The organism is Acinetobacter sp. 1566109 (assembly GCF_000582255.1).
Lineage (GTDB): Bacteria > Pseudomonadota > Gammaproteobacteria > Pseudomonadales > Moraxellaceae > Acinetobacter > Acinetobacter nosocomialis.
On the sequence record NZ_JEYB01000002.1, the window covers coordinates 108,234 to 120,958 of the forward strand.

At 36.8% G+C, this 12,725-nt stretch carries 12 protein-coding genes and 1 pseudogene; 3 read left to right on the plus strand and 10 right to left on the minus strand.

The window, feature by feature from the left end; genetic code table 11:
- Positions 1–33: 33 nt before the first annotated feature.
- From J582_RS06790 to J582_RS06825, 8 genes are all read right to left on the minus strand, one after another.
- Entirely contained in the window at positions 34–1,503 is a 1,470-nt protein-coding gene (locus J582_RS06790; RefSeq protein ID WP_002050106.1) for an adenylate/guanylate cyclase domain-containing protein, read from the minus strand.
- A gap of 52 nt (positions 1,504–1,555) precedes the next feature.
- Entirely contained in the window at positions 1,556–1,990 is a 435-nt protein-coding gene (locus J582_RS06795; protein WP_000492048.1) for an HIT domain-containing protein, read from the minus strand.
- Positions 1,991–2,191: 201 nt separating this feature from the next.
- Positions 2,192–5,653: a transcription-repair coupling factor gene (gene mfd / locus J582_RS06800; protein ID WP_032047561.1), complete on the minus strand. Its 3,462-nt coding sequence runs from the start codon at positions 5,651–5,653 to the stop codon at positions 2,192–2,194.
- 134 nt (positions 5,654–5,787) lie between these two features.
- On the minus strand, positions 5,788–6,144 hold the full coding sequence (locus tag J582_RS06805; RefSeq protein ID WP_004709057.1) for a hypothetical protein: 357 nt from the start codon (positions 6,142–6,144) through the stop codon (positions 5,788–5,790).
- An 81-nt stretch (positions 6,145–6,225) separates the two neighbouring features.
- Positions 6,226–7,158: a Dyp-type peroxidase gene (locus J582_RS06810; protein WP_080961333.1), complete on the minus strand. Its 933-nt coding sequence runs from the start codon at positions 7,156–7,158 to the stop codon at positions 6,226–6,228.
- A gap of 145 nt (positions 7,159–7,303) precedes the next feature.
- Positions 7,304–8,083: a glutathione S-transferase N-terminal domain-containing protein gene (locus J582_RS06815; RefSeq protein WP_032047563.1), complete on the minus strand. Its 780-nt coding sequence runs from the start codon at positions 8,081–8,083 to the stop codon at positions 7,304–7,306.
- A 24-nt stretch (positions 8,084–8,107) separates the two neighbouring features.
- On the minus strand, positions 8,108–8,614 hold the full coding sequence (gene rraA, locus J582_RS06820; RefSeq protein ID WP_032047564.1) for a ribonuclease E activity regulator RraA: 507 nt from the start codon (positions 8,612–8,614) through the stop codon (positions 8,108–8,110).
- 11 nt (positions 8,615–8,625) lie between these two features.
- Positions 8,626–9,291 (minus strand): NAD(P)H-binding protein, encoded by a 666-nt coding sequence (locus J582_RS06825; RefSeq protein ID WP_004709063.1) that lies wholly within the window; start codon positions 9,289–9,291, stop codon positions 8,626–8,628.
- A 212-nt stretch (positions 9,292–9,503) separates the two neighbouring features.
- On the opposite strand from J582_RS06825, the gene rpsT reads away from it, so the two are divergent.
- Positions 9,504–9,770, plus strand: a complete 267-nt coding sequence (gene rpsT / locus J582_RS06830) for a 30S ribosomal protein S20 (protein ID WP_000013652.1) — start codon at positions 9,504–9,506, stop codon at positions 9,768–9,770.
- Positions 9,771–9,826: 56 nt separating this feature from the next.
- Here rpsT and J582_RS06835 read toward each other — a convergent pair whose 3' ends face one another.
- Together J582_RS06835 and J582_RS06840 are read right to left on the minus strand one after the other, a co-directional pair.
- Positions 9,827–10,561, minus strand: a complete 735-nt coding sequence (locus J582_RS06835) for a histidine phosphatase family protein (RefSeq protein WP_004709064.1) — start codon at positions 10,559–10,561, stop codon at positions 9,827–9,829.
- A gap of 57 nt (positions 10,562–10,618) precedes the next feature.
- A complete protein-coding gene (locus tag J582_RS06840) occupies positions 10,619–11,476 on the minus strand; it encodes a 3'(2'),5'-bisphosphate nucleotidase CysQ family protein (RefSeq protein WP_002049785.1) in 858 nt (285 codons plus the stop codon).
- Positions 11,477–11,785: 309 nt separating this feature from the next.
- Between J582_RS06840 and J582_RS06845 the strand changes: the two genes are divergently transcribed.
- Together J582_RS06845 and J582_RS06850 are read left to right on the plus strand one after the other, a co-directional pair.
- Positions 11,786–12,154, plus strand: coding sequence for a hypothetical protein (locus tag J582_RS06845; protein ID WP_002049893.1), 369 nt, complete (start codon positions 11,786–11,788; stop codon positions 12,152–12,154).
- Between the two features lie 75 nt (positions 12,155–12,229).
- A pseudogene (locus J582_RS06850) lies at positions 12,230–12,725 on the plus strand (IS256-like element ISAba26 family transposase); the annotation flags it as partial.

A 12,725-nucleotide genomic window follows, 5' to 3' on the forward strand; every position in this document is an offset into this window, starting at 1 on the left:
AGCTGCTTAAGCAGCTTTTTTTATTTATATGATTTATACCTGATCTTGCTCTTGATCAATATTTATTGGCTTAACTTCATCCTCAAGTCTAAGCTGAGCAACACCTTGAGTATTAATTAAAGTTTGTTGAACTTTAATACGTTGAATCATCTTTTCAAGCACTTCAACCAACTCAGGGTATTCGTAGTTCTGTACTTCTTCTAAATTCAAGACTAAATGGAAACCTTTATATTCATAATCAAACCATTGTTGATGATCTGATTTATTTCCTGTGTATTTTTCCATGACTTGCCATGTTTTTACTGCACCTTGAATTCCCTTTAAATAGATTGGGGTTTTCGGTGCACATAGAAAATCACTTTTAATGAGTTGATAAGTATCATCAGAAATGAGTATTTCATCAATTTCAGCAGCATACTGTAAACGCGCCGCCAAATTTACATCACGACCTACAATTGTATAAGCCATACGATGTGTTGCCCCATAGTTCCCAACGTGGCAATAACCCGTACTAATACCCATACGGATATGTAAGGCTGAATATCCCATTTTCTTCCAACGCTCGCGCAGCAACTTCATTTGCTGACGCATAGCAATTGCCATTTCTACACAAGATTTGGCATCTTGTTCAACACCTTGTGAATTTGGATCTCCAAAAAAGATGAGGATTGCATCTCCCATAAATTTATCGACAGTCGCCTCATATTGCTTCGCAATTTCAGTCATATGACTTAAATAGTCATTAAGCAAGAAGGCCAAGTCATCTGGAATTAAGGTTTCTGACAATTCAGTAAAACCTTGAATATCAGAAAAGAATACGGTCATTTTTTTACGTTTATATTCAATTTTTGCTTCAGCCTCTCCACGCATAATCGACTGCCATAATTGTAATGGAGCATAGCGGCTTAACTGATTAGCAAAAGCGATATAACGCGTCATTTGGTCATAATAATGCTGGCGTTGCTGACTAATTTTTTTAACCCAGCGATGTTGGTAGTAATTTCCAATAGTGATGAACATCACTAAACCAAGTAAGGTAATTACCGTTAATTCTTGGCTTGTGGCTTCAAAATATGGATGAAAACCAAATAGAAAAAAAGTACTTAAATAAAAAATAATCGCACCAAGCAGACTCGTTAAACAAATCACTGCAAACGAAATACGACTATTAATTGCTGAGTAAAATAATGCAAAAAGCGCAATAAATGTAGGAACAAGATTGAGATGTACGCCTGCTAGAGTAACCGCCACCACAATTGCATCTATCGCAAAGAAAACACTTTTTTGGGTTTTCTTATCAAATTGGTACTGTAACCAGTGCTCTAATTTAGAACTAACAAAAAGTAAAAAAAGAAAGAAAGGAGGAATATAGATTTGATAATTAGTATTTGGTGAGGTAAAGGCATAGATCACTAAAATCAATGACAGAATTGAATACCCCATCAAACGATGAAAATATGCAAACTGCTTAGGTTCCCGATCTATAAACCTCTCTAATTGCACCCTATCCTCCACATTTCAATGTAGCCACACTCACATGTGGCATGACATTGATTTAATCCATGCGCCAATCAAAAGGCATATCACCCTGACCACGTAAAGCAAGCATAAGGGTCTGACGCATGTGAGCTAAAACATCACTTGTGTATGGTACAGCTGGTGTACCCCACACTGGTTTAGGCCAAGCTACGTCATTTTGATAGCGGACAACATGGTGGAAATGTAATTGAGGTACCATATTACCTAAAGCTGCAACATTCATTTTGTCAGCACGAAAAACGCGAGATAACTGGCTAGATAACCAGCTTGATTCACGTAAAAACTGTTCTTGGTCAGCTTGACTTAATTCGTATAATTCCGTGATTCCTGGTACACGAGGTACTAAAATCAACCAAGGAAATTGCATATCATTCATTAAACGACATGTTGAAAGCGGGAAATCGCCTACAAAAAAAGTATCTTGAGCAAGTTGTGGATGCAAACTAAACATATCTTTTATAAATGACAATAAACAATAATGGCTAATACTATCACATCAGTTTTGATGTGAATATTATTAGTAGTCCGTTTACTTACAAATAACAATGATTTTATGCACTTATTCATATCTCAAGGTATAAAAAAGTACATAAAATCCAATCACAACAAGACAAATGCCCTGATCAGTTATGGCTTATTCAAAAAACTGGACTCAGGCATGTAATTCACTCATCAATTTTTGTAGTAAATCATTGATAAATTGAATTCGTTTTTCATAGTCTTCAAGCTGCACCATCACTTTCAAGCGCTGTCCACCTTCCATACGATAATAGGTCGGGTTCTTTTGCATGAGTTGAATAATACTAATCGCCTGAACTGGAGTATCTGGTGAAAATTCAATGTTGCCGCCTTGAGTATTAATATCAATTTTTGTAATACCCAAATGCTCCGCTTTTAAGCGGATCTGATGCACGCTAAACAAGTGTTTAACTGATTGCGGTGGAACACCAAAACGGTCAATAAGCTCCATGCGAATATTATCCAGTTTTTCTTGAGTATCTGTATTACTAATACGTTTATAGAATAATAAACGTTGATGAACATCACCTAAGTAATCATCCGGAATAAGTGCTGGAATATGTAAGTTAATTTCTGCAGTTAACGACAATGGTGCATCGAAATTCGGTGTTTTACCCTGTTGAATTGCTTTAGTCGCTTTCTCAAGCATTTCCATATACAAGCTATATCCGATCGCCTGCATTGAACCGCTTTGTTGCTCACCCAACAATTCACCAGCACCACGAATTTCTAAATCTTCCGTAGCGAGCATAAAGCCTGCGCCTAATATAGAAGCTCGTTGAATTGCATCAAGACGTTTTTCAGCATCACCTTTCAAGTGCTTGATTGAAGGCACCAATAAGTAAGCATAAGCTTGGTGATGTGAACGACCTACACGTCCACGCAACTGGTGCAATTGTGCTAAACCAAGCTTATCTGCACGTTCAATTAAAATTGTATTGGCATTTGGAACATCAATACCCGTTTCAATAATGGTTGAACACACCAGCACATTATATTCTTTGTGGTAGAACTGCTGCATAACTTGCTCAAGTTCACGTTCGCGCATTTGTCCATGTGCTACCGCCACGCGTGCTTCTGGCACAAGCATACGAATATTTTCAGCCGCTCGCTCAATGGTATCTACTTCATTATGTAAGAAGTAAACTTGTCCACCACGTAATAACTCACGCAAAATCGCCTCTTTGATTGAAGCATCTGTATGTTCTTGAACAAACGTTTTTACTGCTAAACGACGTGCTGGTGGAGTGGCAATGATCGATAAATCACGCATTCCCGAAAAAGCCATATTAAGCGTACGAGGAATTGGAGTTGCCGTAAGGGTCAACATATCAACATCAGCACGCAAAGCCTTAATTCGCTCTTTGTCACGTACGCCAAAGCGATGTTCCTCATCCACGACCATTAAGCCTAGATCTTTAAACTGAACATTCTCTTGTAATAACTTGTGTGTGCCTACCACAATATCGACTTTACCATCCGCCAAGTCTTCAATATTTTTTAAATGAGTTTTGTTCGAACCAAATCGTGATAACACTTCAATACGAACAGGCCAATCAGCAAAACGATCTTTAAAAGACTCATAATGCTGTTGGGCAAGTAACGTGGTAGGAACTAAAACTGCAACTTGTTTATCATTTTGTACTGCAACAAATGCTGCTCGCATGGCCACTTCGGTTTTACCAAAACCTACATCACCACATACCAATCTATCCATTGGTTTTGCTTGCTGCATATCATACAACGTAGCTTCAATTGCATTGGCCTGATCAAGTGTTTCTTCATACGCAAAGCCACTTGCAAATTGCATATAAAGCGACTGATCCAATTCAAAAGCAAAACCAGGTTTTGACTGACGACGTGCCTGAATATGCAAAAGCTCGGCTGCAACATCATGAATTTGCTCTAATGCTTTACGTTTTGCTTTACTCCAAGCATCAGTACCAATTTTATGTAACGGTGCTAAATCTGGGTCGCCGCCACTATAACGGCTAATCAGATGTAAGTTCGTTACTGGGACATAAACTTTGGCATCTTCAGCATAATCTAGTTGCAAGAACTCATAGTCTTGACCTTCGATAGCAAGTGTAATTAAGCCAGCATAACGTCCCACACCATGATCAATATGTACGACAGGAGCACCAATACTTAGCTCAGTTAAGCTTCGAATTAGAAACTCTTCAGAAACTTCTTGTTGACGCTTACGACGACGCTGTACAACTCGGTGTTCATAAAGCTGATTTTCTGAAATAACTGTTAATTGATCAGTTATAAGTAAGCCACGGTCTAAAGGTGCATTGGTAATCGCAATTGCAAATTGACTGGTTTTGAATTGCTCAAAATTCTCTACATTCGGAATTTCACCCAAACTTGAACGCAATGCATCTTTTAAACTTTCTCGGCGCCCTGCACTTTCTGCAACCAATAGAACAGGATGGTTTGCTTCATCAATATATTTTTTTACAGCTGCAAATGGTTTCTCTTTTTTTGGATCGACCGGTAATTTAGGGGGTTGCTCAGTTTTAAGGTTAAGTGCACCAGCTTTTTCTTCAATAGTTTCTGCACTTACAAGCATACGCGGAAACTGATTTAAAGCACTCAGCAAATTATTTGGAGAAATAAATAACTCTTCAGGAGCAAGAATAGGTTGATCAATATTATGACGTCGATCTTCATAACGACGCATAACTTCTTTCCAGAAGCTAGTTAAATCGGTATCAACATCATTAGTTGTAATTACAATGCAATTCTTTGGCAAGTACGTTGTAAACATACTTTGCGATTGCATCTGTTCTTTATTAAAAAATAACGGTAAATAAAATTCAATTCCAGGAGATGCTATGCCATCTAAAACATCTTGATAAATTGGATTTTTCTTAGGATTTGCTGTCGGGAAAAACTCAGAATAACGATCTCTAAAAACTGACCGTCCTTTTTTTAATGGAAACTCTTTAGCGGGTAGAACAGTAAAACTTTTTAACGTTGTGGTTGTTCTCTGGGTTTCAGGGTCAAAGAATTTTAACGAATCAATTTCGTCATCAAATAGGTCTATGCGGATAGGAGCTTCTTGCCCAGATCCAAAAATATCCATAATACTGCCGCGTACAGCAAATTCTCCATGATCATAAACTGTATCTACTAAATGGTAGCCAGCCTGAACCAATCTTAGTTTTTGCTGTTCTAAATCAAATTTTTGCCCCACTCTTATATCAAAGTGCTTACCCAAAACCCATGAGTAAGGCGCAACCCGTTGAGCCAAAGTACTTGCTGAAATGAGTAATACGCCTTGCTGCGGCATATTCGATAAAATCGCAAGACGTTCCGAGACAATATCCTGATGCGGAGATAACCGATCATAAGGCAAAATTTCCCAATCGGGAAAAATTGTCGGCTTTACTCCATAAAATTCAAGTTCACTTTCTAATTGAGCAACATGTTGGTTGTTTCTAGCAACTAATACCAATAAAGAAGAATGCTGATTCGCAATTTCTTTAAGCAATAAAGCTGCTGATGAACCTAATAATGACCCCACCCAACGCTTTTCACCGGCCTTGAGTTGTTGCAAATTCAATTGAGAGATTTCTTGTTGAAACATGTATATGGCTTTTATGAGCTAAAAAGGTATGAGGTTAATAGTAGCATGATGTTTTTATTGAATTGAGTTATTTTTCTGAAATCAAGCTACTACTTTACGATACTTTTTTATAGTTCTTAAACAAATGTTTGAACTTATTTATCACGTAGAAACATCACATAATATTGGTTCAATATTTGTATGATTGCTTTAAGTTCAAGCAACTTTTCTTGAGTATTACCTAACCTTTCGACATAGCGTTGATTTGCAATTTCTAAATCAATTTTTTCATTAATTTGTGGTGTGATTTGGAATAACTTACGTAAATCATCAAAGTTCTGTAATTTACGATTTGAAAAATATTCAAGGTGCTCTGACCACTTTTCATTAATCACGACATCTTTAATAACCGGACCACGCTCTGAATCAAAACTGAGCTGATTCTCCTGTAAATATAATTGCTCTGGTGACTCTTTCGAGCCTTGAAAAAGCTGGCTTAACTTTTTAAACATTTCATCACATCTTATTAGTTTCAATTTATATAGTAGAGGTAATCTACTCACCTCTACCATCTAAGTTTATTTTTTTAATGCCTACTCGTCACCCAAGTCATCTAGAAAATCTACTGTCGGTACGAAAAATAAAGTACCTGTTTGGGCAGTACTAAAGTCAAGTAAGCGGTCAAGATGACCTTGCTCATTTCCTAAGAACATATTTTCAAGCATTTGACGGGTTGTACTAAATTTACGCGAGTATCCAATAAAGAAAGTCCCATATTCATTTTTTGAAGGGTTAGAAAAAGGCATATTGGCACGCATAATTTTTAGCTCATTACCTTCCGCATCATGCGCTTTACTTACCACATTATGAGCTGTTAAAGGCTTTTCATCATCACCGAGTTCAATATCATTAAACTTCTTACGACCAATTACTTTTTCTTGTTCTTCATCACTTAAAGCACGCCATTTTCCCATATCATGGGTATATTTTTGAATAAATGCATAACTTCCCCCAATAAATTCGGGATCTTCACTACCCACTAGAGCCCACTGCGCTGCAATTACAGGTTCAGGATTTTCTGTTCCATCTACAAAGCCAATAATTGCACGACCATCGAAATAACGAAAACCATGTACTTCATCAATTGGATAAGTCACTTTACCCAACTGTTCATTGATAATACTTCCCAATTCATAGCAGAGAGCTTGTCGATCAGCACGAATATGAAAGAATAAATCACCTGGTGTTGAAACGGCCGTGTACTTTGGACCTTTGATTTCTTGAAATGTTTCTAATTCTTGAGGCTTTGATTGTTCTGGAAATAAGATATCCCAAGCATTTGAGCTAAAACCGAACGTGGCATTAAATTTACTTTCTGGATAACGATTAGACAAACTTCTGGTTAACGCTGAAAAATTAGCTGCAAAATCTTTTACTTTTTCTACAACAGAATCACCTTGAGCTAATCCTAATACAATAAATAATGCATTTTCTCCAGGATGACTCGTTACAGGCTGAATTCTCATACATTCCATAAAACAGGCCTTATTTTGGTAATTTACGGTAGTAATTTAGCATATTCATGTTTTTATCGTACGATTTCTTATGGTTCTCAACTATTAAAAAAGAGATTGAACGATCCCAATCTCTTGTAATTTTTCTAATTTATATTTAGCTACCATATTGTTTTTTTAGGTACTTTACAATTTGGGAAGATTCAAACATTTTAACGCCTGTATTTGGATCAACTAAATAAGGCACTTGCATTTTTCCTTGCATAATCTGCAACAATTTTTCTCGTTTACCACCCTTTAAGGGTACATATTTTCCCGGTTTTAAGCGAAGAATAGCAGGCCCCATATCTTGCCACCTTTCTTTAGCCACATTATGCAAAATATAAGGAATTTCAAGTTCGCATAGTACATTTCTTACTACTCTTGAATATGGGCTTGCTTCAAAACTCCATAATTCAAGTTTATGTTCAGGTGCGGCCCGATTTACTATTTTTTTATCAATCCAGACTCCACGAGCACCATTTAATAAGGTTCCAGCAAATGCAACATATGGTTTTTCAGGATAATTTGAAAATTTCTGAGGCGTTTGCCCTGTCTTACCATAATGTTTGAATAAGTGATGAATAATATCTTGTGATTCGTATAGTTTATCGCCTGTATTTTCATCAATTAAAAATGGAAACTGCAATTTACCGCCTATTTCTTTTACAACTGAACGATATCTTGTTCCCCCTTTGGGACATGGGTAAATTTCCACATCCAAATTTAAAAGTGTAATCACTTCACGAACACGCCGACAAAATGGTGAACCTTCAAACTCATAAAGTTTTAGAGCTTTAACAGGCTGATTAGGAAATGCTGTACCTGTAACCCCTCTACCACCTTGAGCAATTGCAGATGCTACTGCTTGCAGCACTTTAATTTGATGATTCACCATTACACGTTCCTTTATATTGTGGAGCTAAACTAATTTTTCCTTAGCAATCACAATTCCATTGTTATCTGCATAAATAAAATCGCCAGATTGAATTGTGACTCCACCAAAATACAAAGGAATATCTACTTCACCAATGCCCTTACGGTTACTTTTTTGCGGAATTGCAGCCAATGCATGTACACCTAAATCCAAAGTTGCAAGTGCATCAACATCACGTACACAGCCATAAATAACCACACCATTCCAGTTATTTTTAACTGCTGATTCAGCAATCATATCTCCCATAAGTGCGCAGCGCATTGAAGCACCACCATCTACAACTAATACCTTCCCTGTACCATCTGTAGCCAATAATTCTTTTACACGCGAGTTATCTTCAAAACACTTTACAGTCACAACTTGTCCACCAAAAGTTTGACGTGCACCGTAACTTTTAAAGAACTTACCGTCCATTGAGGGCGTGACCACTTGTAAATCTTTTTCCAGGTTATCATCCAATAAATCACATGTCACAAATGGTACTGTTGACACTTTTATTCTCCCTATCGAGTTTGTTGTATGCTGAGATTATCATATCGTTTAAATGCTTCAATTTGCGTTAGCGCCGCTACAACCATGGTATGAGCCAATTGCTCTGCGGTAACAGGTTTATATTTGAATGGTTTATTCCATTTACTTTCAATGAATTTAAAAAGACTTTGTCCTAAATCTTCCATAAAACGCACATCGCTACGCTTACCAATCAATAGAGATGGCCTGAAAATAGATAATTTTTCGATGCCTAAACTCTGAATATAGTCTTCTAATTGTCCTTTAACCTTATTGTAGAAAATTGGTGAATTAGCATTTGCCCCAAGTGCACTTACAATTAAAAAATGGATATGCTTATCTTGGATCAAGTCTGCAAAATGAGCATTTATCTCATAATCCACCGCATAAAAGCCTTGTTTTGAACCTGCTATTTTTAAAGTTGTACCTAAACAGCTAAATGCGTGAGTATGATCATTTACGTCTTCATCGTTGAGCAATAAAAAATCTTCAATTACTAACTGAGTAACTTTTTTATATGTATTAAGTAGTTGTGATTCTTTTCTAACAACAACTGTAATCGCTTCAAATTCCGGTGTTTGTTCAAGCTCTTCAACTAGAGCTAATCCAACGAGTCCTGTAGCACCTACTACAATTGCTTTTTTCGTGCTTATAGTCATTTTTTATCCAACCTTCTTTAAGTTTGTATCAAATTTAACCTTTTCTTACGGTTTTAGCAGCCCCTAAAACGGCTTAAAATGCTCTCAAGGCTTGACTTCACGGTATTGATTCATCACAATATGGCACTTGTTTACGGGCTGGTGATGGTTACACCAGTTTACTGGATTGACCACAGCCCGCCCAGACCAACTTATTTTCAAGGAGTGCAAGAGTGGCAAACTCTGCTCAAGCTAAAAAACGTGCGCGCCAAAACGTTAAAGCGCGTAAACACAACGCAAGCTTGCGTTCTATGGTTCGTACTTACATCAAACGTACTTTAAGTGCAATCGCTGGTGGTGATTATGCTGTTGCTACAGAAGCTTACAAAAAAGCTGTTCCTGTAATCGACCGCATGGCTGATAAAGGCATCATCCACAAAAATAAAGCTGCTCGTCATAAGAGCCGTTTAAATGCTCAAGTTAAAGCTTTAGCTAACTAATTGAAGCATGTAAAAAAAGCCCAACAGGGCTTTTTTTATTACCTATAATTTTATAATTACTCTACTTTATGAAATTTAGAGACATCTAACTCGTAAGCTTCGCCTCGCCAAATCCATTTCAATTTACAATTTGGAAATTCATCCCCTTCAAACCACACAAACAGGCCTTCCATCATTTCTGGCCAATCTGCTTTTTGTATTTGATTGTTGCCTGAAATTACAGCAACTATGGCAGCAATAATTGTGTCATGACTAACAGCTAAACTCAGCCCACTTTTTGTTTTAGGATGAGTCTGATAAATAAGTTCCAACACATCTAAAACCCCAGTAATGGGATGTTTCATACCAGGTAATGCATTGTTCACAAAACTATTAATAAAGCCTAAAGCACCTTGTTTACGAAAATATGGTGCAGCCTGTTGAATATCGAGTACAAAGCTCCCTGGTTCTACCAGTAAGCCTTGTTCAACAATTTCAATTGTATGTGTATTCGGCTCAGGGCTTACCCCATCTGCACCTTCAATCATAAGTGCAGCAGTATCTACACAACGTTGAATTGGACTAGATATACAATGTTGAATCACACGATCCGTATTTTTAATTAAATAGCTACCCCATTCCTGTGCAAGCTCACGTCCTTGAGGTGTAAGTTGAAGGTCATATCCTGCCAAGCCTTGCCCATCTACCAGCTCTCTTAAGGAGTGACGTGTAAAAAGGGTTACAGGAGTTGAAGCATCAGGCAATAAATCAATTGCTTCAAACATGCTTTTAGGCAATAAATCGAGTGCCATTTTTATCGTGTCATCTTTTCTCAATATTTTGCCACTATAGCATGTCTGCAATAACTCTCAATCCAAAACACCCGATTGAGCCAAAGCTTCAAATGCTATTTTTTTGCTTTCCTGATCACGAAATGCGATAAAGCCCCCGTTTAATACAGTATCACGTTGGTTATATTCAAATGGTTTACCTTTTAGTGTGAGCAATCCTCCACCTATACTTTCTAATAATCCCTGACCTGAGCTAGTATCCCATTCAGATGTAGGGTGAAATCTAGGGTAAATATCAATCTCGCCTTCTAACATCATGCAAAATTTATAAGCACTTCCCGCTTCACGTCGAATTACGGTACGGCTCTTTTCAATTGGCTCAATAAACTTCTGATACTTCGGGTTTTTACTACTATGACTTAAGCCAATTTGTACAGGCGCTTGTGTCGAATAAGATTCTTTTTGATATTGGTACCATTGTTGTTGACTAAAGTTATATTTAAAAGGCAAATGGTTTAAATAACCTAAATAAACAACTTGTTCACACGGTACAACAATTACAGAAAATACAGTTTCACGCCCCTCAATCAAACTCAAATTTATCGTGAACTCATCTCGTTCATGTATAAACTCTTTCGTACCATCAAGAGGATCTAGCATCCAACAAGAAGACCAATCGTGGCGAGCGCTATAGTCGCTTTCTTCGGATAAAACTGGTAACTCCGGTGTGATTTCTGCAAGATGTTTTAATAAAAATTGATTTACTTTTAAATCTGCTTGGGTTACAGGTGAATCATCATGTTTTTCTTGAATATTAAACTCATATCCAGCTGAATAATTCTGATATTCTTGTAATAAGATCTGACTAGCCTCTTCCAATATTGGTAGTAGCTGTTCAATTAAGACATCATTGGGGCGAGTTGTTGTTATAAACATAAATAAGCTCTATTTACTTTCCTTTTCATTATAAGTGAATTGTGACAAATTCAGTATTCACCAACAGTCTAGTATTCTTACAAAAAGCTCTTATCTTTAACTAAGAAGTCTTCTATTACCTTAAAAGCTGATTCTTTATATTTTTACTTATTAAACCACTTATTACTCAAGAGAAAGTAACGTTAAATTTTGTATAAAAAACATATTATAACTTATGAAAAATAAACAACTTAATGTAAAACCAACCATTTCCTTTTCACACATTTCTTGCTATGTTCAATAGCACAATAACAAAATGGAAGACTAAATATGACGCTATATGGATATCACTTTTCAACAATTGAAAATAACTGGGAAGACTTAACCCCATTAAATGAGTTTTTACAAACATTTGCCGATGATGATGGTGATGTCTCCCAAAGAGACAAAGAATCACTGAAAGAAATTATTGCTAAATCCGATACAGCTTTGGCTTTAGCTAAAGAAATGGGTTGGGATGGTAGCTATACGGGTTGCCCTTATTTATTCTGGTTACCAAGTAAGAATACACAATCATTTGAATATGGATTTGTTTTTAAACAAACCTCAGATAATTCGACTTTTGTGATTTCACCAATTGAATTGGCTTATCTGGCCCAAGATGAGCAGGTAGAAACTTTAAGTAAAAATATTGACTAAGGGACTGTTCTAAATTTTGTGTAAGTACTTAATTTTCATTTATCCTTCAGAGGATAATTACAAAAGGTACTTCACATGGATGAAGCAACAATCAAAAGTATGGCTGCCGAATTGGCTAAAGGTCTAAAAACACCAGAAGACTTAAACCAAATGACAGCAGTCTTTAAAAAATTCATGATTGAAACTGCACTCAATACTGAACTTTCAGACCATCTCGGTTATGAAAAGCATCAGCCCAAGAAAGGCTCAAATAGCCGTAATGGGTTTAGTTCTAAAACCATTACAACTCAAGATGGACAACTGGCTTTAGATATTCCCCGTGATCGAGAAGGTTCATTTGAGCCACAAATTATCAAAAAGCACCAAACACGCATCACCAGTATGGATGACCAAATCCTCTCACTGTATGCAAAAGGAATGACTAATAGGGAAATTGTAGCCTTCTTCAAAGAAATGTACGATGCCGATGTGTCAGCATCTCTCATCAGCAAAGTTACCGATGCTGTGATTGAGCAAGTGACTGAGTGGCAAAATAGAGCCTTAGATAGCCTTTATCCTGTTGTCTATCTTG